Origin of the sequence: Mesorhizobium sp. ES1-4 (assembly GCF_020164745.1) — a bacterium.
Taxonomy (GTDB): Bacteria; Pseudomonadota; Alphaproteobacteria; order Rhizobiales; family Rhizobiaceae; genus Mesorhizobium.
Window position 1 is genome coordinate 1 of sequence record NZ_JAIUGV010000014.1, and the last position, 26,239, is coordinate 26,239.

Consider the following 26,239-nt stretch of genomic DNA (forward strand, 5'->3'; position numbering starts at 1 on the left):
GTGTCGCATCTGCCGGTGGTTAACCGCGAAAACCTGCAACTGGTCGGCTATGTCGGCTGGAAGGATCTGATGCGCGTACGCTCGCGCAAGCAAGCCGAGGAGCGGGAGCGTTCGGCATTGCTGGGCTTCGGCGCCCGCCGTAGAAAACAGGATGGCGCTGAACAAGACCGCGTTGGTTGAACGCGCACTAGATGCGAGCTTTCTCGAAACGCGGTCGATCTACCTCGCCAGCAATTACGCGGCTCTCAATCGCGATACGGTATTGTGTATGCTTGAGGGACTTTCAAACGGCCGACTGACCGGATTCCCGCCGACGAATGGAGGACCTTGGAGGCCGAACGAGGAATCCGCCGCACAAGCTGCGATCTCATTCAACCAAAATATGCGCCTCCCGGGCAGCTTCGACAAAAACTTCTCTTGCAACATCGGCGGAAACGCCACCGGTTATGTCCTGCCGGCAAGCTCTCAACGCGGACCGATGTTTTTTGACTTCCTGCATCGCGCCAATTGCTCCAAGCAAATCTGTCGCTTGTTGAGCGTTCAAGAGATTGCGAATGTCTCCACCGATGCCGGTGGTGACTGACACCGGCTTGGAAAACCACGCTTCGTACATGATGGAACCTCAGATAAATCGTACTGAACAAAACGCACGTGTCGATGAACGGTTTCGTAGAACAGCTAGCACCGTTGTGTGAGTAGGTGTGAACGGGATCGCCCCAGACAAATTGCATTGTCTACCAACGTGTCACGCCAATCATCTCGGAATCATACCAAACGGCGATCTCCGCTGCCCTTCCTAAATGGCGCTAACGACCTTCTCGATGCGCCACGCGGACGTGACACCGATCACGCCCGCGCCCATAGCAATACATCGTCAGCCTGCTAAGCAGCCGACGGTCCGGGATCGTCGAATCCGCTTGAATCGGTCATGAACATCGTCTTGGCTGCCCGTAGGAGAATGTTTCCTGAACCGACGGTTCCCGGAGCGGGCTGGAGCGCTGCTTGCCCACTTTCCGCCACTTGGCCGAGCTTGGCCTTTTCTCGAAGGGAGGCCTCGGGCTGATAAACCACATTTTCTACCGATATCGTTTCTTCGCTTCCGTCCGCCCTCGCGAACGTCATCCGCCCGCCTTTGGCCAAGCCTAGAAGAGCGAGTCCGCGTGGATTGGTGATCGACAGAACCGACCCGACTAGGCCGCGCATCTCGTCATGGGTAACGATGCGCGTTTCTGCCGGAGCATCGTTCACCCTGTAAGTGACCCGGCTGCTAAGTGTCACAACGTTTGCCGGGATATCCTCTCGGAACGTCACGATGGCGGCCGACAGCTTGCGCTGGAGGATCGGGACCAAAGGATCGTCACGCCCAAGGCGGCGGTCGAGCATGACTTCGAGGATGGTGTAGTCTTTTGTAGTGAGGCGAAAGATCTGATCGTTGGACATGGCATATCTCCATGTCGGCCGCTGGGGCCGACGAAAAAGCGTTCTCCGTTCTGTGATTTGTTCACGAGCTGCCCCTGATCCATGCACCGCGAGCGGCCACGGGAGGGGCTACTCTCCCGCGATCGGGCTGCCCGCCTGGTTCAGCCGATTGAAGAGAGTTGGAAGTGTTATGTCGACTTTGCCGACTGAGCTTCGTCTGCCGTCGCCGCTTTGCGTTGGCCGCTGGCTTCGCCGACGCTGTTCTACTTGGCTTTCATCACCACCAACGGGGGGCTGCGTCCATCGACGTGTTGCTTGAGCCGCAGGGAAGCGGGAATGGGAGGCAGCGCTAATGACGAGCCTTGGCTTGCTCTTGGATTCAATTATTTTGGCCATTTCAGACTCGCTAAAAGCCGGGCCGTGCGTCCCTCTGGAGCAGGCACTCAGGTCGATGCCGGAATCTCGCGGCAGTTAATCTCGGCAGGCTAAGCCGACCGGAATTTGTCGCCCCTCGACTCAAAGAAAAGCCGAGCCGGGGGTTAGGATCCCACGATGGGACAATCCCGGAAGTAAAGGAGCAATTTCACGGCGGCATTCATGGTTGCATCTTTCCCGAGCTTCTCACGGAAGTCAAGAATCCATAGAAAAATAAAAGACATCGCCCTGTTTGAGAGCGAACTTAACAAGTTTCCATATAGGGCGGATTCGAAGGGCGCCCTATATGGATCACAAAATTAAAGTTATTTCTTTCCTACACGTTGCCAGGCTCTGATAGATTGTTGAGAAATCGCTGATATCTCCGCTGGCTTTTCTCTTATCTTCTTCGGTTTGCGTATTTCTCGATTACCTTTTTTCTTTTCTGCCTTTAAGCCAAGGTCACATCAACCTCCCGGTCTGGCGCGGGAACAAGCCGTGTGACATTCGCAATCAGATTCCGTCTGAACGTGTTGCGGTCAGCGAAACCAGTTGGGTTGTTGAAAGGAAGAACTCCCTGGCCCACTTGTCGCTTCGGCGACAATCCGGACCAGGGCTAATGGCCTACGAGAAGGCCCAACCGAAAAGTCGGCACATAGGGGAGCGAACTTTGCATGCCTCCATCTTGGTCATGGAATGATCAAAGTCAAATGCGGTTGTGCAAAGAACGCTTTTTGTCGCAGGGCAGTTTCTACCCTTGCTTTGGTCGCCTCAATGTCTAGATTCAATGGCATGTGCATGAAAACATTCATCATGATTTCGAGGCTCGCCGGGGATGCATATGCTTTCTCCCGGGGCAGCTTGATGATGAACTGACAGCCGCACAGTACTCCGCTCCGGGAACACTCACCAAAATCATCGCGGTGCAGTTCTATTTGCGTATCGCTTGGCGAGCGCCCCTCGGAGCCCATCATGTTCACCCCGTTTTTGGCCGTAATGTGCCAGACCTGTCAACGCGACCTGCCGAAGGCCGCACGGCCCTGTCCATGGTGTGCCAGCCGGGGCCTTCTTCAATATAGCTGCCACACGCGCCCTCAGAAGGGTTTTCGACGGCGCCGATGCGTCGCTCTCGTAAAGACCGGGTTGTAGATCGTGTCAGCGATTGAAAAAGCTGCCATCCATGGAAAGCTAGGGTCGTTCCAAGGGTCACGCATTCGCCGTCAGTATGGTGCCATCGCATGGCGTTGGTCCAGGAGTGGTGAGCTCAAGGTTCTCCTGATCACCTCGCGAGAGAGAGGTCGATGGATCGTCCCGAAAGGCTGGCCCATCAGAGGCCAGACCCCGGCAAAGGTCGCCGCACTGGAGGCATTCGAAGAAGGAGGAGTATTCGGAGATCCTCGTTCGGAACCGATCGGGGCCTACGACTACCTGAAAATCCTTCGCGACGGTTCGACAGTCTTATGCCGTGTTGTTCTGTTCGGCATCGAAGTCCGGGGCACACTCGTCAACTGGCCCGAGCAGTCTCAACGCAAGCGGAGTTGGTTTACCGTTTCCGAGGCGGGACGGACAGTTTCGGACTCCCAACTCGCACGAGTTCTAAGATCTTTGGAGGCGAACTGCGCTGTTTGCGTCGACGATTGCAAATGCGGACGTCCCCCTTTGGTCGGCGCGACCCGCGAAAAAGAAGACGGTCCCCGCAGATCTAAGCCTTGAATCCTTTCCAGTCACGTCTCCCTCGTGACGCCAACCATCATGGACAAGCATATGAAAATCGAATCCTGGCCTGTGCACGCACGAATTTCCGGTCCCATCGTAATGATTGGCTTCGGCTCTATCGGCAAAGGAATGCTGTCATTGATCGAGCGCCATTTTGAGTTTGAACGGGCCCGCCTTGTGGTTGTCGATCCCGACGACACTGACCGACACCTCCTCGATGAGAGAGGGATTAGATTTGTCCATGCGGCCGTCACACCAGATGGCTACCGCGAGCTTCTCACACCTCTGCTGACGGCCGGTGGTGGCCAAGGATTCTGCGTCAACGTCTCGGTCGATATATCGTCGCGTGACATCATGGAGCTCTGCAGAGAGATCGGTGCGCTTTATATCGACACCGTCGCTGAACCTTGGGCAGGCTTCTACTTCGACAACAGCGTCGGGCCCGAAGCCCGCACCAACTACGCGCTGCGCGAAGTCATCCTCGAAGCACAACGCCGGAACCCGGGTGGCACGACTGCCGTGTCGTGCTGCGGGGCCAATCCCGGAATGGTCTCGTGGCTTGCGAAGCAAGCGCTGCTCACCCTCGCAAGCGATATCGGAATAGAACATGAAGAGCCGAAATCGCGAGAGCAATGGGCGATCTTGATGCATCGCGTCGGGGTCAAGGGCATGCATATTGCCGAGCGGGACACACAGCGCTCCCTGTCGCCAAAGCCTGTCGGCGTGTTCGTCAACACCTGGTCCGTCGAAGGCTTCGTATCCGAGGGCCTGCAACCCGCCGAACTTGGGTGGGGCACTCATGAAAGATGGATGCCAGTCAACGGCCGCACCCACGACAACGGCTCACAGGCCGCGATCTATTTGCTTCAGCCTGGCGCCAACACGCGTGTCCGCTCGTGGACGCCTACAGCACAGGCGCAGCACGCCTTCCTGGTCACCCACAACGAGTCCATTACCATTGCCGACTACTTTACCGTTCACGATGATGACGGAAAGGTCGCCTATCGGCCGACCTGCCACTACGCCTATCATCCTTGCGATGACGCGGTGCTGTCGCTGCACGAAATGTTCGGCAAGGCCGGTAAGGCTCAGGACAAGTTCCACATCCTTGGCGAGAGCGAGATCGTCGACGGCATAGATGAACTTGGCGTGCTTCTTTACGGGCATTCAAGAAACGCGTTTTGGTACGGTTCGCAGCTCTCGATTGAAGAGACACGCCAGCTTGTGCCCCATCACAATGCTACTGGGCTTCAGGTCACGTCGGCAGTGCTCGCAGGCATGGTCTGGGCGCTTGAAAACCCCGAGGCTGGCATCGTGGAGGTTGAAGACCTGGACTTCCGGCGTTGTCTGGAGATCCAGAAGCCCTATCTTGGCTCACTCGTGAGTGTCTATACGGACTGGACGCCTCTGGATGGCCGGCCTGGGCTCTTCCCGGAAGAGATCGACACATCGGATCCATGGCAGTTCCGGAATGTGCTGGTTTCCTGACTGGCGCTAGGCAGCGCGCACGGGGTTTCTGCTGCAGCAAAGCTGACGATCTGGTTCTGTTGCGGCGCGGAAGCAATTCGTGCGGACGGACGATTCCGTGCGAACGGCGTCGTCCTACTCGAAAATGCCAAGATGGCAATAGGGAAATTGACCCATGGATATCACCACACGACTATAGTCGCGATCGGGCGCGGCGCGCTTCTGATCGGCGCGTTTCATCCTCATTTAGCCGATTTACGGCCCTTCAGATCACAGCCACTTCGGTTCATCCAAATGGGGTCCACGAGGCTAGCCTGCGAGCAAAATGATTGACCTGTTCCACCCCAGAGGCTGCTGAAATTCGTCTTGTGCCACCAGAGGCTAGCCCGTCCGCATCAAAACTCGGCGCCGTTCATGCCGCCAGGGGCGTTCATTCCGCAGCATAAGCCCTTCCACAAGCACCGAAGTCGAACGCTGGAAATGCTTGGATGCCGGGCAACGAATTTGTACCGGAGCCCCCGACTATGCAATCATTCGGGGAAAGAACATCCAAAGCAAGCGCGGGGGCGACAATGGAGTGGGTGCTTGCGGGCGCGATCTTGGCCGCCTGGTTCGTTTTCCGCGCCGTCAAGAACAAGGAACGGAGCGTTCACGCACTCCAGTTGCGCGAGTTCGCTACAACGCCTAGCAGCGTGGACAAAGATTTATCTGAGACCCGGGCCAGGGAGGCGTGGATTGATCCTCGGATAAACCCCGATCCAAGGTTCACTGACGGATCGGACCAACGGGACCGGGGTTTGCTAGCCCTGCCACCGCCAAGTCGCGACAGGCTTTCCGCGATCAGGAATCATGCCCGATGGATTCCGCCCGGTGAGAGTGTTCGGGTGGGTGGAATTTCCATCGACGCGGGCATGTTTTATCTCGGCGGAGCCTTCACCGGATCGATCTCGGACCGCGAGAACAATTGCCTCGTGGACCCATCATGCGCGATCGCCCCATCGGGCAGCGATCAGTCAGGCAGCCTCCTGCCTTATTGGCCGTCATATTCGAACATTCCTCCCGTTGCCAGGCGGACCTATCTCGACTGGCTTCCGAGCGGAAGGAAGGATCCGAGGATCGGCATTGGATATGTCTTCCTGTCTTTCTACGGCCTTGAACGCCGTATGCTCGTGGATGCAGTCAAAGACGAGACGCCTGCTTTGATAGCGGAGGTCAGGCGCCTCCTTGCACTCCACGGCGAAAATCACTCGTTTAGGAACTACGCGTCGAAATTTCTTGACGTTGCGGACCTCGTCAAAGGTCCGGAAATCTCTCGCCCGGTACTCTCGCCCGAGCTCCGGAACGGATATGAAATGCCGTTGTCCGTCAGGCTCCATCTTGGGCGCAAACTCGCCTCAGCGACTTCTTTCGACGGCACGGACGCACTCCTCTGGGTTCTCTCGCTTCCGGACACTTATCTCCGAACGCCTGCAACGAGATGTTTCGATGAACTTGCCGAGCTTTGGCAAATGCGGTTCGCATCTCGCTACCCACTAGGACTCAAGGTCAATCCGCCGAAAACCAAGCTCAAGATCGAATATCATGCGGCGAGCGGCGGCTTCGAATGCAGCCTTGACCTGTCCGACAGCGAGACCGGGCCGCTTCCCGACATCGCCGCGGTTTCCGCGCCCCTCGATGGCTTGCGGGACCTCCTCAATGCACGCACCGACGAACTCGCCTCGTACAGCCGTCTGCTGGGGTGTCAAACGGCCCTTTAATTGCGGGTAGTTGTCAATCCGGATCGCATTGCCATCGCCGGGGTCATGGTCCTTTCCGAGGTCGAATGCCTCATGATGATGTTCGGGTCGGGCGCCTCAACGTTTCCAACGAGATGCAGATGAACTGCTGTCAGCCGTTTGACCGAGGTCGCCGCAACCACCGTCCCGGCAGGGACATCACGAGTTCGGAGATGATAGCAGCCCGAGAACTCGTTTGGGATGGAGTCGACTAAGCCATCTTTTCGTTACCCCACTCAAAGCTGGTGCCGTCAACCCAAATGCAATGAAGGAGAACCGCGATCTTCCGTGCGACCGCCACCTTTGCCTTCTTCAAGCCGATCCGTCTCGACAGGCGCATCCCCCAGGCTTTCAGCGTGGACCATTTCTTCGTCCGGTGCAGGAGCACGCTGGCGGCCTCGTACAGATAGGTTCGCAGCAGTCGATCTCCCCAACGTGAGACGCGGCCATTGATATCCGTTTCACCTGACTGCTTTCGTCGCGGCGTCAGGCCGAGATAGGCACCTACGTTGGCGGCCGAGCGAAAGCGCGAGGGGTCGTCGATCGTGTGGCGGAACGTAAGCGCGGTCACCACGCCGATGCCGGGGACCGTCATCAGCCGGCGTGTGGTTTCGTCTTCACGAGCGAGATGCCGGACCTGCCGATCGAGCTTCTCCTGTTCACAGCAGACCTGCTCATGGACAGACAGAAGCGCCTGAACCAAAGGGCGAAGCGGATGGCCGTCAGCAACCAGTTCCCAAACTTTTCGCCGGAACTGTGACCCAATCGATCGACTGAACTGCAGCCCATATTCCTTCAGCATGGACCGTGTCTGGTTTTCGGGGTCGCGACGGATCTCGACAAGTCTTGACCGTGCGACGAGCACGGATCGGGTGACCTGACTTTCTGCGCTCTTGACCTTCACTTCCCGATACCAGCCGACGCGAACCAGTTCGGCCAGGCCGCGGGCATCGTTCTCATCGCTCTTGTTCATTCGGACTGAAAGCGCTGCCTTTGCATGCCGAGCATCAAGGCAGACGACCGGCAACCCGACCCTTTTCAGCTCGTGCCAGAGCCAGCTGGACATGGCACCAGTCTCAAATCCGATGCGCTCGGCGTGAGGCGCACGTTTATGCAGAAGCTCCGTCAAGGCTCCTGGATCGGACTTCGCCTTTCCCTGGAACACCGTCTTTCCAGTATCGTCGACCACGCAGACGCTCGTCTCTCTCTGCGACACATCCAGTCCGACATATTGCTTCACTGCGGCCTCCTTGATCTCAATGGTCGGCGGCTTTTGCCGTCTGCCAAGTCTTCGTTCAAAGGAGCGACGGCAGCAATTACGTCATCGTTTCCAAAACTTGCACGCCGGTTCACATGCACGGGTAAGCGATCAACTGGATACCGTTCCAGATGATTGCTGAGAACGTCCCCCGCATTCAGGGCATGAAGCTGAAGCATTGGGATGGCAGCTCTCCATCGCCATCCCAATGTCGACAAGGCCGCTGAACTGATTGTGGCAGCTTGCCTGGTTCGCTGCTGAGCGGCGCACATCAGCAAAGTGACTCGCATGGTATGCCGTCGCTGTCGCGATCGAGCTTGCCGCCCCAGGAACAATTGTCCAGATACCACCGGGCCTCATCACAGGAGCTGATTTGCCAACACGTCAGCCGCCGATCGCAAGACCAGCTCTGCGCTATTCGCGACGAACTTCCTCTGATTGAAGTCACGCCCAACAACCGACTGTTTTCCCTGGGAGACGGTGAGCTGTTTCCGGACAAGAGGCTTATAGCCACGATGAACCAAATTGCTAATTGCTTCATTGTTCCCCTCGTGGAATTCGGTAGCAATTTGACCGCCGCCAACCGGCAGAGCGGTTCATGCATTCGTCGAGTGCCCCAAATCGTGCTGCGCAGAATTCAGGTTCGCTTCCAACGAAACTTCCGTGCCGCCATGATCAGTTCTTGGCTGATGATCTGGCCACCTGGGCCGACAATCATCGTCAACTCCCGATCATGATAAAGCAAGGATAGGCGGTATCTGCCCTCGTCCTCGCCAATCCCACGCTCAACCCGCCCTTTGATGTTACCAAGCTGCATCTGCCGCATGAAATACTCGACAGCGAACTTCATCGCTCGAGCGGCCACCGCAGCATCGATCTCAGGCGCGCCATCCGCCCATCTAACCGAAGTCATCCAACCCCCCGGAAGAAATCCCGGCCAGACCTTTGTCCCGCAAGTTGTTGCAAGCTTTCTGACTCGAGCAGCTGATCACCATTCGACCCCGTCGGTAAGGGAGACTTCGGTCATGACAGTTCTGCATCTGTCAGGATCGCAACGGATATCTGAACAACGCGTTCCACGACTAACTCTAGCTTACTGCTGCAATCGGATCGTTCTTTGCTGTGTCGCAAGTAAGATCCATCCCAGGCATCGGAGCCGGTAGAGCGGGTGCACCGGACAGACGACCGGGGTTAAGCTGGTCCGGACCGTCAAGACGCTGAAAGGCGTCGAATCCCTTGTGGCGCGATAAATCTGCGCTGATCCAGTAAAAAGGGATGTCCCTCCCGCCGCACTAAGCACCGAACCTATCTTGGTTCAATTTGCGCGAGCGCAAAGAACAGACGCTTCATGTGGTGCACCTTCTCTCCCCATCGACGACGATCGAGATTGGAGACTGACATGTCCACGCGACGCGAGGCGCTCTTCGGAGCGGCGATTGGCGCCACTGCCCGTTGCGATGCCAAGCATGCCAGAACGCGAAGCGAGGCGAAAATGAAAATAGATTCCGAGAGCGAAGAAGTGATCGAAGAGTGGCCAAGCCTTGTATTTAGCACCGAAGCAGCAAGCGGCGCAAAGGCGGACAATACGTTGCTGCCCATGCTTATCGCTGGGCTCGCCCTAATTGTCCTAGGTGGCGTGGTCGTGATGGCCTTCGTGTAGAAAAGCCTGCTGCTCGTTGCAGGCTCGTTCCGCGACGGGTTCAGGTTCAGTTTGCATACCTAGCTGAATGCCGGCCGGTTCATGGTCATCGCCGAACGCAGTGACTATGCTGCCCGCGATCGCGAGTTGTAGGTTTCAAACTGATCCGGTTTCGAGCGCTTTCCGTGCGGACTATGCCGCTTTGCTATGCGCGCGGTTCGACTGATCGAGATAGGCGTCGAAGGTCGCAGCGACCGCTCTAATGACGAAGCGATGGTCCTGGCTTACGCGCACTATACCGTCCGCAACGTCGAGGATGCCGTCGCGCTCAAGTTCTGCAAGCTTGTCATTGCCGCCGAGAAGTCGTGACGGCTCGAAGCTGTAAGCCTTGCAGATCGCTGAAATGTCGGCACTGAAATCGCACATCAGCCGCTCGATGATCTCGGCCCGCACCCCGTCCTCTTCGGTCAGGCGGTAGCCTTTGGCCGTCGCTAGCCGCCCGGAGGCGATCTGCTGGGCGTAAAGGCCCGGCGCGACCTCGTTTTGCGCATAACCGCTTTTCATGCGGCCGATTGCGGAGGCGCCGAAGCCGATCAGCGTATCGCAATTGTCCGTGGTGTAGCCTTGGAAGTTGCGTCTCAGCCTGCCCGCTTCCTGCGCCTGGACGAGATCGTCTCCAGGCAGCGCGAAGTGGTCGAGGCCAATTTGCCTGTAGCCTGCCGCGACCAGCGTCTCGGCGATCACTCTAGCCTGTTCGTTGCGTGCCGCGGTATCGGGCAGACTGGTTTCGTCGATCATCCGCTGGTGCTTCTTGAACGTTGGGATGTGTGCGTAGCCAAACACGGCCAGGCGATCCGGAAGCATGGCGATCGCCGCACTGGCAGTCTCGACGCAAGACTGCACCGTCTGATGCGGCAGGCCATAAATCAGGTCGAAATTGATGCCGCCGATGCCTGCGCTGCGCAGACGGTCGGTCGCCTCGGCGGTCTGCGCCTTGCTCTGGATGCGGTTGATGGCCTTCTGCACGACGGGATCGAAGCTCTGGACGCCGAGGCTTGCGCGGCTGACACCTGCGGCGCCCAGCGCATGGGCCATCTCGGCGGTAAGCCCGCGTGGATCGATCTCGACGGCGGTCCCGGTCGTGTCGGAGAACGCGAAGTGCTCCCGCATAAGCGCCATCAGCGCGAGGAATTCCGCCGAGGAGATGATGGTCGGCGTGCCGCCGCCGAAATGTACTTCGCCTACGGGCAGGCGGTTAGGAATTCGTGCGGCAACCATGCTGATTTCCTCGCGCAGCACGCCGAGATAGTCGAGGATTGGGCGGTCCTGCCGGGTTATCGTCGTATGGCAGCCGCAATACCAGCACATCGACCGGCAGAACGGAATGTGCAGGTACAGCGATACTGGATCGCCGGCCGGCAGGTTCGCCAGCCAGTCTCCATATTCGTGGATGCCGACCGCCGAGGAGAACCTCGGTGCGGTGGGGTAGCTGGTATAGCGGGGCAGGCGTGCGTCGCCATATTTCGCCAGGACTGAAGTCTGCAATGGAGGTCTCCTACTCGGTGCTGCTGAAGCACTCTAGCCGGCGACAAACCCGTGCTTCTTTGCGATAGGCCAAAGTCACACCAGCTTTATTGCGTCTCCGGAAACGCATTTCCAGCGAGCCCGAGTCCGTGAATTCGATCCGGTTCGTGGGACCTGAAGACCCCTGGGTTCCTACCTCTCAACAGGTACTGCATGCACCATCGCAGTGACGATTGAGCAAGCGCGGGCAGCTATTGCGCCCGATTTGACGGGCAGTTGGCTATTGAGGCGAAGCCACATTTTCTGGAGCGTGTTTGTCCTGGCGCAAAGTTCGTGACGAATACGACTGATAGGTAGCCGGCCACACGTAAAGTTCGTCATTCAGATCAACCAGGGAATCAGAAGAAATGCGCTCGACCAAACTCATGCCGTTCATCGCCGCCGCCGTTCTAACGTGGGCCGGCACTGCGAACGCCGCCGAATTCGAGGTCTCCATGTTGAACATGGGCAAGCACGGCATGTTTCAGCTCGAACCATCCTTCCTTAAGATTGCGCCCGGCGATACGGTTCATTTCGTCGCCAAGGACAAGGGGCACGATGTCGAATCGATTCCCGGTATGTTGCCGGAAGGTGCCGAGCCGTTCAAAGGGCAGATGAACAAGGATCTCACGGTTACGTTCACCAAGCCCGGCGTCTACGGAGTCAAGTGCAATCCCCACTATGGCATGGGCATGGTCGCGCTTGTCGTGGTCGGCGATCCAAGCAGCAATCTGAAGGCAGCTGAGTCGGTCAATCAGGCCGGCAAGGCCAAGAAGGTTTTCGACGATCTGTTCAAGCAGATCGGTCAATAGTACGCCCGCGCCGGGACTTTTTGCTGCCAGGCGGATATTTGCTGACGTCGCAAAAAATGCGGCTTATTCAAACAGATGGAGCGGGATGCCAAGCTAGGTTTGAACGCATCCCGCCTCCAGAATTGGTGCCCGCAGCATCAGCGGAACACGTGCCACCGCGCTGCGATGGCGGCCAGGCTCTGCATGGTTCGATCCGCCGCCTGTTGGGCGGCGACCAGCACCTGTTCGTCGCGGGTGTGATCGGCGAGGTCGAGATAGGCCTGGTGCAGCCGTTCGGCCTCACCGAGCGCCGAGCGCAGAAGCGGCGACGGCGTGGCAGCTTGCGCGAGGTCCACTGTCGCTGCCTCATCAGTCTCGTTGGCGCCTTCAACCCCGGCCGCGCTCTCCCGCTCGGCAACCTCGGCGACCGTTTTCGACGCCGCATCCTCACCCAAAGCGGCAAGCCGTGAAGCAATCCGTCGGTGGAAGGCTGCGGCACGCGATTCCAGTCGTCGACTCTGTCGCACGAACTCCGGCAGAGAGGAGGCATCAAGCATCGGCCTCTCGTCGCGGGCTCGCCCGGCGCCTTCGCGTCGATAGGCGCGACGCCGTTCGGCGCGCAGTGTTGCCGCGTGATCGAGCGCCTTTCCGGCGAGCCACTCCGCCGTCGCCCGGACTGTCGCATCGTTGCTTTGCGCTGCGACATAAGAATAGAAGGCGAAAGCCAGCATCTCGTTGTCCACCGCAACGCCAAGGATCCGGTACGGGCTGAGCAGCGCGCTCGCCTCCGCCTCGTCCCACGATCGGGCGATTTCGGAAGGCAACCCGCGCGGATCGGCAAGTGCCGGCGGCGATGCGCCCGTCAACTGATTGGCACGGCGGACGATTTCTTCGATATGGTCGCTCTGCTCTTCGATGAGCGCATGGAAAGCGCCCGCCATCTCCATTGCGCCCAGCTTTTCCATACGCGTGGCCAGCTCGGCGTAGCGCCGCGCCGACGCTTCTTCCATGGTCATAGCCAGACCAAGAAGTGCAAGGACATCGCGCGGTCGCGCTCTGGGTTCTTCGTTCAGCCGCCTCATGGATGTTCGCCTCTGCGATGGACGGACAAATTAACGTCAATCCCAAATGATTTTTCATTGCGCTGGATCAAAGAGTGGTTCCTGCGCGCGGTCCAAGGATAGCGGCCCGCCCGGTCACCGCCGACTGGGCCTCAGATGTCCACGACCGGCAGCGATAATGAAACGATACATCGAATTCGGGCGGAAACCGATGCCGCACCAGCTTCTTGCGGCCATCCTTCTCCTGCTCCTATCCATTCTATGGCTAGCTGACGAGGCAAGGGCAGCGGGGCGACTCGGCGAATTCCTGAGCGGGGTCAATGTGTCCAACATCGATCCTGACGCCGATGGTTTCGGCGACGTCGAGGGCAATCCCCCTGCGGCAAAGCTGCTCAAGGGCGGTCAGCTCGTTGGCTACGCCTTCCTCACAGGCGACGTCGTCGATTCGACCGGCTACTCCGGGAAGCCCATCAACATCGTGGTCGGGATTGATCTCGACGGCAAGATCACCGGCGCGAAGCTCGTCGAGCACCACGAGCCGATCGTTCTGGTCGGCATTCCTTTGGCCAAGATCGAGCATTATATCGACGGTTTCATCGGCCGGCGTGTTCTTGATCCAAGCGACGAGAGCCGCATGCCTGTCGACATCGTCAGCGGCGCAACGGTCACGATGATGGTCATCGCCGACAGCATGACGCAGTCGGCGGTCAAAATCGCGCGGTCGCGCAGACTAGGCGCCGGGGCAGCGAATACCGCTCCTCAAACGGCCCACCGCACAATCAATCAGACCAAGAGCACAGTCGAAACCTGGCAAGCCCTGCTCGACGACGGATCGGTCCGCAAGCTTGCGATCACCAACAAAGAACTCGACGACTTGTTTCAGCGGACGGGCAATGCTGCGGCGATCGCGCGCCCCCAGGCAGGGAACCCGAATGCCTCCTTCATCGACGTCTACGTTGCGCTGGTAAGCGTTCCGGCGATCGGCCGATCTCTGCTCGGTGGCGCCGAATATGATCGCCTTCGCCAGGATCTGAAGCCCGGCCAGCAGGCGATCCTCGTCGCCGGCGACGGACCATATTCCTTCCGCGGCTCCGGTTATGTGCGCGGCGGCATCTTCGATCGAATCGAGCTGATCCAGCTCGAGAGCACCATAAGGTTCCGCGATCGCAACTATAGGCGGATTGGCGCGGTGGCTGCCGAAGGCGTGCCGGACTTTCCCGAGATCGGCGTCTTCCTCACGCCCGACGGTTCGAATCTCGATCCCGGCGCGTCATGGCGGTTCCAGCTTCTCGTGCAACGGGCGACCGGTGCGCTCGACAAGGCGTTCGTCACAACGGGGCTCGACTACCTAACCCCCGACAAGTTCCTGACCGCGCCTGTTGCGCCGCCAGTGGCGGCCGCGCCGGGGCAGGTAGCCACGCAACTGGCGGCAGCTGCGGACGACGAGCCGCCGCTCTGGCAGCGGATGTGGCGGGCGCGGATGTTCGACGTTGCCATTATGCTCGTTGCGATAGGAGTGCTTACCGGTATCTTCTTTTTCCAGGATTTCCTCGTGAAATGGCCGCGTGCCTACGAGCGCATCCGGCTGGGCTACCTTGCCTTCACGCTTCTCTGGCTCGGCTGGTACGAGCACGCGCAACTCTCGGTCGTGAATATCCTCACATTCTTCAACTCGCTGCGCGGCGACTTCCGGTGGGACTATTTCCTGCGCGACCCGCTGATCTTCATCCTATGGTCCGCGGTCGCCGCTGCGCTGCTGTTCTGGGGACGCGGCGCCTATTGCGGCTGGCTCTGTCCGTTCGGCGCGCTGCAGGAGTGGACGAACCGGCTGGCACGCTGGGCCCATATTCCGCAAGTCCGCGTGCCATTCTGGCTCAATCAGCGCCTGTGGCCGTTCAAATACATCATCTTCCTTGCCTTGTTCGGTCTTTCCTTCGGCTCGCTCGGTCTCGCCGAGGAAGCGGCCGAGGTGGAGCCCTTCAAGACTGCGATCATCCTGCATTTCGCGCGCGAGTGGTGGTTCCTCCTGTTCGCCGTCGGCTGTCTTGCGCCTGGCCTCTTCATCGAACGCTTCTACTGCCGTTACCTTTGCCCGCTCGGCGGCGCGTTGGCTATTCCCGCCCGTGTGCGCATGTTCGATTGGCTAAAGCGTTACAAGGAATGCGGCTCGCCCTGCCAGCGCTGCGCCAATGATTGTCCCGTCCAGGCGATCCACCCAGAGGGGACGATCAATCCCAACGAATGCATCCAGTGCCTCAACTGCCAGGTGCTCTACCACGACGACCAGCGCTGTCCGGTGGTGATCCAGAAGCGCATCAAGCGTGAGAAGTTCCTGGCGCTGCAGTCGCCGTCGATGCAGCCGGAGCCTAAGCGCAAGCCAAGGGTCTTGGTGACCGTCAACGGTCGCGAACCATCCGTGGAACGGAAGCCTGCGGCCAGCGAGGCCGCGTCAACAGAAGGAGAGAACCAATGAAAGACGACGATAGGCTAGAGGATTCGGGAGTAAGCCGCCGCAAACTTCTGACCGGAAGCGGCAAGGCTGCCATACTGGCCGGCCTGGCCAGCGCGGCCGCCGGCGGCGCCGTTGGCATTGCCGTACTCCCCAGGCCCGCTCAGGCAAAGGAGGCGACAAGCGAGATCCGCCCCGGCGACCTCGATGAATACTACGGCTTCAGCTCAAGCGGCCAATCCGGCGAGGTGCGTATCATCGGGCTGCCCTCAATGCGCGAACTCACCCGCATTCCTGTCTTCAATCGCTGCAGCGCCACTGGCTGGGGGATCACGAACGAGAGCCGAAAGATCATGACGGAGGGCCTAATGCCCACCACGCAGGCGTTCCTCGCCAAGCGCGGCGGCGTCTACCCCAATGGCGACCTGCATCACCCGCACATGTCATTCACGGACGGCACCTATGACGGACGCTATCTGTTCGTCAACGACAAGGCCAATTGCCGCGTCGGGCGCATCCGTTGCGACGTGATGAAGTGCGACAAGATCGTCGAGGTTCCGAACGCATCCGACATTCACGGACTGCGCGTTCAGAAGTTTCCGCGGACCGGCTACGTGTTCGCCAACAGCGAGCACATCATCCCGATCCCGAACGACGGCAAGGTCCTTGACGATCCCAAGCAGTACTGGTCGGTCTTCACGGCGATCGACGGCGATACAATGAAGGTCGCCTGGCAGGTGCTGGTCGACGGCAATCTCGACAATACCGACGCCGACTACCAGGGCAAATACGCGTTCTCGACCTGCTACAACTCTGAACGCGGCGTGACGCTCGCCGACATGACCTCCGCGGACCGCGACTGGGTGGTGCTCTTCAACCTCAAGCGCATCGAAGATGCGGTCAAGAAAGGCGACTACAAGGAGATCAACGGCGTCCCGGTGGTCGACGGGCGGCATGGCTCGCGCTACACGCGCTATGTCCCGGCCGGAAACAATCCCCACGGCTGCAATACGGCGCCCGACGGCATCCATGTCGCTATCGCCGGCAAGCTCTCGCCGACCGTGACGCTTCTCGACGTGCGCCGCTTCGACGACCTGTTCGACGATAAGATCAAGCCTCGCGACGTCGTCGTTGCCGAGCCGGAGCTAGGTCTCGGGCCGCTCCACACCGCATTCGACGGGAAGGGCAACGCCTACACCACGCTGTTCCTCGACAGCCAGGTCGTCAAGTGGAACCTCGACAAAGCGATCCAGGCTTACGGCGGCGCCAAGGTCGACCCGATCATCCAGAAGCTCGACGTGCACTATCAGCCGGGCCACAACCACACCTCTATGGGTGAAACCAAGGAGGCTGACGGCAAGTGGCTGGTGTCGCTCAACAAATTCTCCAAGGACCGCTTCCTGCCGGTGGGGCCGCTGCATCCGGAGAATGATCAGCTGATCGACATCTCGGGCGACCAGATGCGCCTGGTCCATGACGGGCCGAGCTTCGCGGAGCCGCACGACATCTGCCTTGTCCATCGCTCGAAGGTAAGGCCGGAGACCGTGTGGAAGCGCGACGACCCGATGTGGGAGGAAGCGCGGCAGCAGGCGGCGAAGGACGGCGTCAAGCTCGAGGAGGCCGCCGATGTCATCCGCGACGGCAACAAGGTGCGCGTCTACATGCACTCCGTCGCGCCGGCCTACAGCCTCGACAAATTCACTGTGAAGCAGGGTGACGAGGTCACCATCACCGTGACCAACATGGATGACGTCGAGGACTTGACCCACGGCTTCACCTTGGTCCGCCACGGAATCGCGATGGAGATCGGACCGCAGGCGACCGCGTCCGTGACCTTCATCGCGGACCGTCCCGGTGTCCACTGGTACTATTGTCAGTGGTTCTGCCATGCCCTGCACATGGAAATGGCCGGGCGCATGATCGTGGAGCCGCAGCCGGCATGAGCCTGCGTCGGCATAGCTGGAGCGCAGTTGCGGCGGCCATAGTCGCCGCCTGCGCCTTCCTCCTCCCAGGGGCAGGGCGGGCAGAAACCGTCACTGTCCCTGCGGGCGGTGACGGTCTTCGGCAGGCCATTGCCGCGTCACACACCGGCGATACGCTTAAGCTCGCCGCCGGCGTGCATCAGGGCCCGATCCGGATCGACCACGCTCTCACCATCGAGGCCGAGCTTGGCGCCGTGCTCGACGGGCAGGGTATGGGCCGAACCATCGATGTGGCCGCCCCCGACGTTGTCACTCGAGGCCTCACGATACGCAATTCAGGCATCGACGATCCCATGGACGCAGCGGTCTTCCTTGAAGACAGCGCCGCGCGCGCAATTGTCGAGAATAACCGGATCGAGAGCAGCCTGGTCGGAGTCTATATTCACGGAGCCGCCAAGGCCGTCGTTCGGAACAATCGGATCGTCGGGCGGACCGACCTCAGGATCAACGAACTCGGCAACGGCGTCTACGTCTGGAACGCGCCGGGGGCGCAGGTGATCGGCAACTACATCACAGGCGGACGCGACGGCATTTTCACCAATGCCAGCCGCAACAACGTCTTCCGCGGCAACCGTATCGAGAACGTCCGCTTCGCGGTCCACTACATGTACACGAACGACAGCGAGGTCAGCGACAACGTCTCACGCAATAACCACGACGGCTATGTCATCATGTATTCGAGCCGCCTGGTGATCCTCCGCAACCTGTCTGAAGACGATCGCGATCACGGCCTTCTGCTGAACTACGCCAACGACGCAGACATCGAAGACAATATGGTCCGGCGAAGCGACCAGTGCGTCTTCATCTACAACGCCAACAAGAACCTGTTCGCCGGCAACTGGTTCGAGGATTGCGCGGTCGGCATCCATTTCACGGCGGGTTCTGAGCGCAACCGAATGACCGGCAATGCCTTCGTCCATAACCGGTCGCAGGTCGTGTATGTGGGAACTCGGTCGCTCGACTGGTCGGCGGAGGGACGCGGCAACTACTGGAGCGACGATCCGGCATTCGACCTGAATGGCGACGGCATCGCCGATACCGCTTACCGCCCGAACGACATCTTCGACAAGGTCGTGTGGACTTACCCGACGGCCAAACTCCTCATCAACAGCCCGGCCGTTCAGGTGATCCGGTGGGCACAAGCGGAATTCCCCGCGCTCCATCCGGGCGGCGTCATCGACAGCGCGCCGCTGATGGCGCCCATCCCGCCTGCGCTGGAGGTGAAGCCATGACCACGTCGCCGACGATCTTCATGCAGGGCGTGTCCAAGCGATACGGAGATGCCTACGTCGTGCACGACGTGGACCTCTCGGTTGCCCCCGGCGAGTGCGTTGCCGTAGTCGGGCACAATGGAGCCGGCAAGAGCACACTGGTCAAGATGGCCCTCGGCCTGCTCACGCCGACCGCAGGGCGTGTCACGCTGCTCGGCGAGAACCCGGCAGGGCGCCAGGCCATGGCATTCCGGCGCAGGATCGGCTTCCTTCCTGAGAACGTAGCCTTTTCTCCGGCAATGACGGGCCGCGAAGTGCTGCGTTTCTACGCGCGTCTCAAGCAAGTACCGCTCGGCGTCGCCGACCAGCTCTTGGAACGCGTGGGGCTCGTTGCCGCGTCGCGCCGCCGCGTAGGCACCTATTCGAAGGGCATGCGCCAGCGACTCGGACTGGCGCAGGCGCTACTCGGCGAACCGCGCGTCCTCTTTCTCGACGAGCCGACGACCGGTCTCGACATCGAGTCGCGGCAGATGTTCTACGACGTAATGGCGGAGTTGCGCGACGCCGGCGCGACGCTGCTGCTTTCCTCGCATGCGCTCAGCGACATCGAGCAGGCGGATCGCGTCGCGATCATGAAGGCCGGCCGCATGGTCGCATGCGGCGCGCTTCCGGAACTTCGTCGCCTGGCGGACCTACCGCTTCGGATACGGGTCCACGTAACCGACGGGAATGCGGCGCGGGAATTCACCGCGCGGCGCACCGTGCAGTGGCTCGACGATCTGCGCTTCGAGTTCACCTGCGCCGACGATGGCAAGGTCGAGGCGATCCGCAGCGTGTCGCTGCTGGAAGGCGTCTCCGACATCGAAGTGATGTCGCCGACATTGGTCGATCTTTGCGATGAGCTTACACGGGAGGCCGCCGAATGAATGCCATAGCAACGATTGCCGGCCGAGAGATACGCGACGGCCTCCGAAACCGCTGGGCCCTTGGCGCTGTCCTGCTGATGGCTGGCCTGGCGCTGACCCTCGCATTTCTCGGCAGCGCTCCCACGGGTGTGGTCGGCGCAAGCCCGCTCGATGTCACGGTCGTCAGCCTGTCGAGCTTGACGATTTTCCTAGTCCCGCTCATTGCACTCCTCCTTTCCCATGATGCGATCGTGGGGGAACGAGATCGCGGGACGCTGCTGCTTCTCCTTTCCTATCCGCTGTCGCGCTGGCAGGTGCTTTTCGGCAAGTTCCTCGGGCACCTCTCGATCCTGACGGTGGCGACCGTGCTCGGATACGGCGCCGCCGGCGTCGCTCTGGCCCTTGCGGCCGGCGAGTTCGATGCCGACAGCCTGGCAAGCTTCGCGCGAATGGTCGGCTCGTCCGTTCTGCTCGGCGCGGTCTTCCTTGCGCTTGGATACTTAATCAGTGCGACCGTGCGCGAGCGCGCGACCGCGGCGGGCCTTGCCATCGGCATCTGGCTGGTTCTGGTCCTTCTCTACGACATGGCGCTCCTTGGGCTGCTTGTCGCGGATCAGGGCAGGACGATCAGCGCCGCTGCCTTCAATTGGCTGCTCCTCCTCGATCCCGCCGACATCTTCCGGCTGCTCAATCTTGCCGGGTTGTCGAAAACCAGCTTGTTCGCCGGGATGGCCGGCCTTGCCGAGCAAATGCAGTTCGGTCGCGCCGTGCTGCTGGCGGCGCTGGGGGCCTGGGTGGCGGTTCCTCTCGCCTTCGCCGCCTTCGTCTTTTCAAGGAAGGAGCCATGATGCGCGCAACACTTCTCGGGCCCCTAGTCGCCGCTCTCCTCTCCATTCTTCTCGCCGGCTGCAACCAGGACATCGCCGGCCAGCCCCAACCGCCGCCGCAGGAGCCGACGGCCACCTCGGTCGCCTACTTCTGTTCAATGGGCATACTCGAGCACGGCGGCCCGAAGGCGCAGGCCTTCCTTGCCGGCAAGTCCGAGCCGGTCTGGTTCGCGTCCGTTCGCGACGCCGTCGCCTTTACGATGCTTCCCGGGGAATCGAAGGATGTCGTCGCCATCTATGTCAACGACATGGCGAAGGCCAGGAATTGGGACCGCCCGGAGGCGGGAGCATGGGTCGAGGCGCACGATGCCTGGTATGCAATCGGCAGTGACTACGGCGCCGGCATGGGCGGTAAGGAAGCGGTACCCTTTTCCGATGAAAAGGCTGCTCGGTCATTCGCCGAGACGCACGGCGGAACGGTTTCCCGCTTCAATGATATCTCGGAAAAATACATCCTGGACGCCGACGAAAGCGATGGCGACGCTGATGTTCGGCCGACGAAGCCAATGCCTAAGCAAGCGGTGAAACAATGACGGGACCTTCGACAATCTCACGCAGCGCAACGAAACCGGAAGGCAAACCGACAGGCTGGATAAGCCGGCGCCGCTTTATCCGTATCAGTGGTGCAGCGGCCGGCCTGAGCCTTGCGGCGCTCGGGGGAGGGTTCGCGCGGCCGAGTCGAGCCTCACCGCTGTTCCATGAATGGCGCGGTGTCGCACTTGGCGCCGACGCCTCGCTGCAATTATATCATGCTGATGCCGCGGAGGCCGAGCGCTTGATCGCAGATGCGCTCGCCGAGGTGCGTCGACTTGAGCGCGTGTTCAGCCTCTACGATGAGACCTCCGCGCTTTCCCGGTTGAACCGCGACGGCGAACTGATCGATCCGCCGCAGGAACTCATCGAACTTCTGGCAATGAGCGAGCGCTATGCTCGCGCGACCGGCGGCGCCTTCGACCCGACGGTGCAGCCGCTCTGGGCGCTCTATGCGAAGCATTTCAGCATGGCTGGAGCGGATCCGAACGGTCCGTCACCGGCCGACCTTGGAACCGCCGTGGGCAAATGCGGCTGTCAGCGAGTGATGGTTGACGTCGGGAAGGTGGCGTTCGAGCAATCAGGCATGGCGCTTACCCTGAACGGCATCGCGCAAGGCTACATCACCGATCGCGTCGCTGAGCTTTTGCGTGCTCGCGGGGTCACGCACACCTTGGTCGACATGGGAGAGACGCGTGCGCTCGACGCTCATCCGGCGGGCCGGCCCTGGTCGGTCGGGATAAGGGATCCACGTGCCGAGGATCGCTTCGTTGCGACACTTGCTCTCGACAACCAGGCCATCTCCACGTCAGGCGGCTATGGCACTGAATTCGATGCAGCCGGAAGGTTCAATCACATCTTCGATCCTGCGACGGGCTTGTGCGCAAAGCGCTATCTCAGCGTCTCGGTCGTTGCGCCGACGGCGACTTGCGCCGACGCGCTTTCAACCGCCTTTTCCGTGATGCCGATTGATCGCGCCTCCTCTGTTCTCGCCGACGCTGGAGCGACGCAGGCCTATTTCGTGCTCCCTGACGGGCGTGTTATCGACCGAAGCGCCTAGGCTAAGGTGGGGCATCATGCAGCGACATTCGTCGCTGCAGCCAAGCCGGCAGCAGGTCGCTCGACCTTTGGTGGCGCAGTTCCATGCTGTGTTCGATGTTGCTTGTACCGATCGGGCAAGATCCACCCGGGCAGGCTGCAAATCGGCATCGTATAATAACCTTGGTGCCTATAATGAAATCAAGGACGTTGAATGCCATTCGGCATCCGGACCCAGCGCTGGTTCACAGGGAATTCTCCAAGAATTCGTGAGGACGCACCACGGTTCCACCTCGTCGCCGTTGACCAGAGCATCCCGCGCCGCGAACTCCCATTCAATTTCGTCCAGAGCGCATTGCCGAGCGCCTTTGGTCGCCGGTGGAGGAAAGGGTGCTTCGCCAGCATGCCGGCGTCCTGGCCGGACATCGAACAGCAGGTGCTCCGCTCGCGAACAAGTTTGCGCTTGGACAAAGTCCGGCGAGCCCGGGCAGGGTAACTTTCATTCAGATATTTTTGGCGCGGCGTTCAAGAGGAGGCTCCTATGGCTGATGGTGTCAAAGCCTGCTCACTGGAACGCCCCTGGCGAAGTTTCGACGGTTTTGGTGCGCCCCCGAGTCTGGAGAGCGCTGCGAGGAAATGGCCATGATGGGCACTGCGCTTTCGCGCTGGAGTATGTCGTATTTCACCGCAGCGTTGAGTTTTCTTGTCGGCGCTCAGATGCTGATGGTCGCCGGTTACGGCTTCCCGGCGATGGCAGCGGAAGCGCCCGAAACGCTGGTCCTTGTGCATATGGTGGCTATCGGCTGGCTCAGCCTGCTGATGTGTGGCGCCCTGTTTCAATTCGTCCCGGTGCTTGTCGCACGGCCGCTGCGCTGGGAGCGGCTGGTGTTGCCAGCCATGATATGTCTTTTGGCCGGGCTCACCCTTCTTCTGGCGGGGTTCCTGCAACTGGCGGGCGTCTTCGAGACGGGCATATCCTTGCTTGCCCTCGCTGGCACGCTTCTGCCCGCCGGCTTCCTGCTGGTCGTCGGCGTGCTCGGCGCCACGCTGTGGGGTGCCGGCCTGCCGCTTCCAGCGCGTTTCGTCGCCGTGGGCCTCCCGTGTGTCCTCGTCACGGCCATCCTGGGTGCGCTGTTCGCGCTGCTGTTTTCGGGCTTCCTGCCTGCGCTGGCCGAGATCGACTTCCGAACGCAAGCGCTTCCCGTCCATATTGCCATGGGTCTTGGCGGATGGCTGAGTTTCACCGCGGTCGGCGTCTCCTATCGGCTTTTGCCGATGTTTATGCTGTCGCCGGACCGGGAGCGTGCCAGCAGCCGGGCGGTCTGGTGGGGCGGGGTCGCCGCGCTGCTCCTGACGGCGCTGACCCCGCCGATTGCCGCCGTTCTGTTAAAGACGGGGCTTCCCGATGCAACAAGCCCGGCAACGGTGCTGGCTGTGCTATTCGGGATGGCTTGCCTCATCCTCTACGGCTTCGATCTCGCCTTCTTCTACCGTCACCGAAAGCGCCGCATCATCGAGTTGAACAGCCGTGCAGCCCAAGGTGCCTTCCTTGCGCTCGCGCTGTCGGCTGTTCTGCTGCTTGGCCTTCTCGCGACCGGAACGCTGGACCAACACATCGGTGCGCTGCTCTATCTCGTCGCCTTCGGCTGGCTGTCTGGCCTCGGGCTTTCGCAGCTCTATAAGATCGTACCGTTCCTGACTTGGCTGGAATGTTACGGTCCGGTCATGGGCAAGAAGCCGACGCCACGCGTGCAGGACCTGGTCAAGGAGCGGCGCGGCTGGATCTGGTTCGCACTTTATTTCCTCGGAGTGCTGGCCGGCACGGAGTCCTTGCTCGTCGACCAGCCTGGCTTGTTTCGTGCCGCAGCCGCCGTGACGCTGCTTGCGACGCTGGCCATTGTCGTCGAACTCGTCCTGGCGCGCCGTCTCGCCAACGTGCCGGACGGCAGACGCCTGCCCGAAGGGGCGTCGCGGCCGCGCCTTTTCCTGCCCAGGCTGCCGTTGAATTCAGACAAATGGAGACCGCAATGACCAATCCTGACTACGAACTCGACGTTCGCCAGATTCTCCGGGAAGGCGGGGAACCCTTTAGTGCCATCATGGGGGCGGTCGCCGCGCTCGCTCCTGGCCAGGGGCTGCGGCTGCTTGCCACCTTCAAGCCGATCCCCCTGTTCCACGTCTTGGGCAGTCGTGGCTTCGAGTCGTCAGCACGCGAGATTGGCGATGGCGACTGGGAGGTGATCTTCACGCCGGCGGGCGGGCAATCGCGTGGTGCGGTTGCGGAAGCGGAGGCTGCGCCCGACAAGATCGGCGCCGCGAATGAGACCTGGCCGGCACCCGTCGCCGAATTGGACAACCGTGATCTCGATCCGCCCGAGCCGATGGTTCGGACACTGGAAGGGGTCGAGGCGCTGTCGCCGGGCCAGACGCTGGCGGCGCTCCTGCCGCGCGAGCCGATTTTCCTGTTTGAGGAACTGAAGACGCGCGGTCATCTCTGGCGTGGCGCGTTGGAGCCCGAAGGACACTATCGCGTGGTGATCCGGCGAGGCTGAGCGGCGAACGCGGGTCGCCGCGCCGGATTTGCCGATGCGTAACCAAACTCTCTGCCCTTCTTTTGTATGATCACTTGGCAAGTGGATGGCGAAGATGGAATCTCCATTCGATGACGATACGACCATGGACGAGATCATGCGCAGGTGGCCGCAAACCATCCGCGTGGTCATTCGCAACGGAATGCTTTGCGTTGGCTGTCCGATCGCATCCTTCCACACAGTTTCGGACGCTGCACGAGAGCACAAATTGGATGAAGTGGCGTTGCGCCATGCGCTGGAAGCCGCGGCGTCTTCCAAAAGCGGAATCAACACCGCCTAAATTCTCTACACCCGGCTTTCGGCAAGCATCAGCAGACGATGAGGCTCCACGACGATCACCTTCTGGCGCCCGCTTCTGACCAAGCCCTTTTCCTCCCAGGCAGTCATAAGACGGCTGACAGTATGCAAGGTCGTTCCGGTCATTTCCGCGATGTCTTGGCGGGACAGCGGAAAGTCAATCAGGAGACCTTCGTCGGTTCGCCTTCCGGACTGGTTCACCAGTTTGAGCAGGGCATGAGCCACCCGCTGGTCGACCTGCTCCGTTGACATTTCGATCACGCGCGTATGGGCATCTTGCAGCCGGTTACCGACCGTCCGGTACGTATTGGCGCCGAAGCTTGGAAAAGCGGAGGCGAATTCCGACCAGAGGCCGCTGGGCCACGCCAGCACCACGCAGTCGACGACGGCGACGGCGCTGGCCGGATAGGTGGTCCGGCCAAGGGCACTGGCGATGCCCATTAGTTCGCCAGGAGTGATGTAGCGAACGGCGACTTCCTCGCCTTCGGGCGTCGTCTTGATGACCCGGACATGGCCATCCAGCAACAGGAAGAAGGAATGCGCATCCTGCTCCTGTTCGAAGACCGCCTTATCCTTCGCAATGCGCAGCGAGCGCGCCTGGCCGATCATGCGGTCGAGTTCAGCCGGGTTCAGGCCCTCGAACGGCGCCAGACCGACGATCAGCGAGCGGTCGAGACAACTCATAATGTTTCTCGGCTTTTCTGCCAGTTTGATAGGTTTTTCGGTCCGCACCATGTCACGCGAATGGCTTTTGCCGCAAGTGGTCCATGCTGCGGCGCTTTCCCACGCCCAGCGTGATCGGGTTCAACCTCTCTCCAATGGTCGCGAAAATATGTTGTGCTGCTTCAAAGATGTGGCACGACGCAACTGAGGGGTTGGCGGAGATGGTGATGGCGGAGGTGCGTCTGCTGGAGCGCATCTTTAGCCTCTACCGCGAGGATTCAGACCTCACGCTGCTCAACCGGCAGCGCTTCCTCGCCGCGCCGCCGCGAGAACTGGTGGACATACTGCAGCGGAGCCGCGAGGTCTGGATGCTCAACGGCGGCGCTTTCGATCCGCTGTGGGACGCCTATCCACGTCGCAAGGCGCTGAACCGCTTGTCGGTGACTGCGCACGGCGGATGACGCGCCCTCCAGAACCACGCAAAGGGCGAACGAAAGGTCGGTCGGGTCGATTCAGGAAGCGCGCTACGCGGTGCTCGCCCAGCCGTTCGAACAGGCTTGGTCACCGTCTCAACGCGAGCGC

Annotated in this window: 26 protein-coding genes; 17 read left to right on the forward strand and 9 right to left on the reverse strand. The window is 60.6% G+C overall.

Translation table 11 applies throughout. From position 1 onward, the window contains the following. On the forward strand, positions 1–180 hold a 180-nt coding region (locus LB556_RS23730), incomplete at its 5' end, for a hypothetical protein (RefSeq protein ID WP_224570039.1). 187 nt (positions 181–367) lie between these two features. On the opposite strand, the gene LB556_RS23735 is transcribed toward LB556_RS23730, so the two are convergent. The 3 genes from LB556_RS23735 to LB556_RS23745 form a co-directional block, all read right to left on the reverse strand. After that, positions 368–613: a DUF982 domain-containing protein gene (locus LB556_RS23735; protein ID WP_224570040.1), complete on the reverse strand. Its 246-nt coding sequence runs from the start codon at positions 611–613 to the stop codon at positions 368–370. 269 nt (positions 614–882) lie between these two features. Beyond that, positions 883–1,440 (reverse strand): nucleoside-diphosphate kinase, encoded by a 558-nt coding sequence (locus LB556_RS23740; protein ID WP_224570041.1) that lies wholly within the window; start codon positions 1,438–1,440, stop codon positions 883–885. Positions 1,441–2,522: 1,082 nt separating this feature from the next. After that, positions 2,523–2,807: a hypothetical protein gene (locus LB556_RS23745; RefSeq protein WP_224570042.1), complete on the reverse strand. Its 285-nt coding sequence runs from the start codon at positions 2,805–2,807 to the stop codon at positions 2,523–2,525. 178 nt (positions 2,808–2,985) lie between these two features. On the opposite strand from LB556_RS23745, the gene LB556_RS32065 reads away from it, so the two are divergent. From LB556_RS32065 to LB556_RS23760, 3 genes are all read left to right on the forward strand, one after another. Next, a complete protein-coding gene (locus tag LB556_RS32065) occupies positions 2,986–3,546 on the forward strand; it encodes an NUDIX hydrolase (RefSeq protein WP_224570043.1) in 561 nt (186 codons plus the stop codon). A gap of 51 nt (positions 3,547–3,597) precedes the next feature. Then, positions 3,598–5,037, forward strand: coding sequence for a homospermidine synthase (locus LB556_RS23755; RefSeq protein WP_224570044.1), 1,440 nt, complete (start codon positions 3,598–3,600; stop codon positions 5,035–5,037). Between the two features lie 551 nt (positions 5,038–5,588). Beyond that, complete coding sequence (locus LB556_RS23760; protein WP_224570045.1) at positions 5,589–6,773, forward strand: TerB N-terminal domain-containing protein; 1,185 nt, start codon at positions 5,589–5,591, stop codon at positions 6,771–6,773. Between the two features lie 229 nt (positions 6,774–7,002). Here LB556_RS23760 and LB556_RS23765 read toward each other — a convergent pair whose 3' ends face one another. The 3 genes from LB556_RS23765 to LB556_RS23775 all read right to left on the reverse strand — a co-directional run bounded on the left by LB556_RS23765 (position 7,003) and on the right by LB556_RS23775 (position 8,962). Continuing rightward, positions 7,003–8,031 (reverse strand): IS110 family transposase, encoded by a 1,029-nt coding sequence (locus LB556_RS23765; protein ID WP_224570046.1) that lies wholly within the window; start codon positions 8,029–8,031, stop codon positions 7,003–7,005. 289 nt (positions 8,032–8,320) lie between these two features. Further along, complete coding sequence (locus LB556_RS23770; RefSeq protein WP_318011310.1) at positions 8,321–8,653, reverse strand: excalibur calcium-binding domain-containing protein; 333 nt, start codon at positions 8,651–8,653, stop codon at positions 8,321–8,323. A 33-nt stretch (positions 8,654–8,686) separates the two neighbouring features. After that, positions 8,687–8,962, reverse strand: a complete 276-nt coding sequence (locus LB556_RS23775; protein ID WP_140892484.1) for a DUF6522 family protein — start codon at positions 8,960–8,962, stop codon at positions 8,687–8,689. Between the two features lie 486 nt (positions 8,963–9,448). Here LB556_RS23775 and LB556_RS23780 point away from each other — a divergent pair, with 486 nt between their 5' ends. After that, complete coding sequence (locus LB556_RS23780) at positions 9,449–9,709, forward strand: hypothetical protein (RefSeq protein ID WP_140892486.1); 261 nt, start codon at positions 9,449–9,451, stop codon at positions 9,707–9,709. 171 nt (positions 9,710–9,880) lie between these two features. On the opposite strand, the gene hemN is transcribed toward LB556_RS23780, so the two are convergent. Then, entirely contained in the window at positions 9,881–11,233 is a 1,353-nt protein-coding gene (hemN, locus tag LB556_RS23785) for an oxygen-independent coproporphyrinogen III oxidase (RefSeq protein WP_224570048.1), read from the reverse strand. Between the two features lie 404 nt (positions 11,234–11,637). Here hemN and LB556_RS23790 point away from each other — a divergent pair, with 404 nt between their 5' ends. Next, positions 11,638–12,063, forward strand: a complete 426-nt coding sequence (locus LB556_RS23790) for a pseudoazurin (RefSeq protein WP_224570049.1) — start codon at positions 11,638–11,640, stop codon at positions 12,061–12,063. A 137-nt stretch (positions 12,064–12,200) separates the two neighbouring features. On the opposite strand, the gene LB556_RS23795 is transcribed toward LB556_RS23790, so the two are convergent. Beyond that, on the reverse strand, positions 12,201–13,052 hold the full coding sequence (locus LB556_RS23795) for a ferritin-like domain-containing protein (protein WP_224570050.1): 852 nt from the start codon (positions 13,050–13,052) through the stop codon (positions 12,201–12,203). 229 nt (positions 13,053–13,281) lie between these two features. Between LB556_RS23795 and LB556_RS23800 the strand changes: the two genes are divergently transcribed. The 10 genes from LB556_RS23800 (at position 13,282) to LB556_RS23845 (ending at position 24,977) form a co-directional block, all read left to right on the forward strand. Continuing rightward, positions 13,282–15,576 (forward strand): NosR/NirI family protein, encoded by a 2,295-nt coding sequence (locus LB556_RS23800; protein WP_224570051.1) that lies wholly within the window; start codon positions 13,282–13,284, stop codon positions 15,574–15,576. After that, positions 15,573–17,495 (forward strand): TAT-dependent nitrous-oxide reductase, encoded by a 1,923-nt coding sequence (nosZ, locus tag LB556_RS23805; RefSeq protein WP_140892492.1) that lies wholly within the window; start codon positions 15,573–15,575, stop codon positions 17,493–17,495. Before LB556_RS23800 ends, nosZ begins: the two co-directional genes overlap by 4 nt. Then, positions 17,492–18,766, forward strand: a complete 1,275-nt coding sequence (locus LB556_RS23810) for a nitrous oxide reductase family maturation protein NosD (protein ID WP_224570052.1) — start codon at positions 17,492–17,494, stop codon at positions 18,764–18,766. Before nosZ ends, LB556_RS23810 begins: the two co-directional genes overlap by 4 nt. Further along, positions 18,763–19,671, forward strand: a complete 909-nt coding sequence (locus tag LB556_RS23815; RefSeq protein ID WP_224570053.1) for an ABC transporter ATP-binding protein — start codon at positions 18,763–18,765, stop codon at positions 19,669–19,671. Before LB556_RS23810 ends, LB556_RS23815 begins: the two co-directional genes overlap by 4 nt. After that, on the forward strand, positions 19,668–20,498 hold the full coding sequence (locus LB556_RS23820) for an ABC transporter permease (protein ID WP_140892497.1): 831 nt from the start codon (positions 19,668–19,670) through the stop codon (positions 20,496–20,498). The genes LB556_RS23815 and LB556_RS23820 overlap by 4 nt, the downstream gene beginning before the upstream one ends. Next, positions 20,495–21,070, forward strand: coding sequence for a nitrous oxide reductase accessory protein NosL (locus LB556_RS23825; protein ID WP_224570054.1), 576 nt, complete (start codon positions 20,495–20,497; stop codon positions 21,068–21,070). The genes LB556_RS23820 and LB556_RS23825 overlap by 4 nt, the downstream gene beginning before the upstream one ends. Then, positions 21,067–22,128 carry an FAD:protein FMN transferase gene (locus LB556_RS23830; RefSeq protein WP_224570055.1) on the forward strand — a complete coding sequence of 354 codons (1,062 nt, stop codon included), beginning with the start codon at positions 21,067–21,069 and terminating at the stop codon, positions 22,126–22,128. Before LB556_RS23825 ends, LB556_RS23830 begins: the two co-directional genes overlap by 4 nt. A 620-nt stretch (positions 22,129–22,748) precedes the next feature. Next, on the forward strand, positions 22,749–24,137 hold the full coding sequence (locus LB556_RS23835; protein ID WP_224570056.1) for a hypothetical protein: 1,389 nt from the start codon (positions 22,749–22,751) through the stop codon (positions 24,135–24,137). Then, positions 24,134–24,658, forward strand: a complete 525-nt coding sequence (locus tag LB556_RS23840; protein WP_224570057.1) for a DUF2249 domain-containing protein — start codon at positions 24,134–24,136, stop codon at positions 24,656–24,658. Before LB556_RS23835 ends, LB556_RS23840 begins: the two co-directional genes overlap by 4 nt. Positions 24,659–24,743: 85 nt before the next feature. Next, positions 24,744–24,977 (forward strand): DUF1858 domain-containing protein, encoded by a 234-nt coding sequence (locus LB556_RS23845; protein WP_411908608.1) that lies wholly within the window; start codon positions 24,744–24,746, stop codon positions 24,975–24,977. Between the two features lie 5 nt (positions 24,978–24,982). Here the strand turns inward: LB556_RS23845 and LB556_RS23850 are convergent, their stop codons facing one another. Continuing rightward, on the reverse strand, positions 24,983–25,678 hold the full coding sequence (locus LB556_RS23850) for a Crp/Fnr family transcriptional regulator (RefSeq protein WP_224570162.1): 696 nt from the start codon (positions 25,676–25,678) through the stop codon (positions 24,983–24,985). A gap of 83 nt (positions 25,679–25,761) precedes the next feature. Here LB556_RS23850 and LB556_RS23855 point away from each other — a divergent pair, with 83 nt between their 5' ends. Beyond that, complete coding sequence (locus LB556_RS23855; RefSeq protein WP_224570058.1) at positions 25,762–26,118, forward strand: FAD:protein FMN transferase; 357 nt, start codon at positions 25,762–25,764, stop codon at positions 26,116–26,118. Positions 26,119–26,239: the final 121 nt, after the last annotated feature.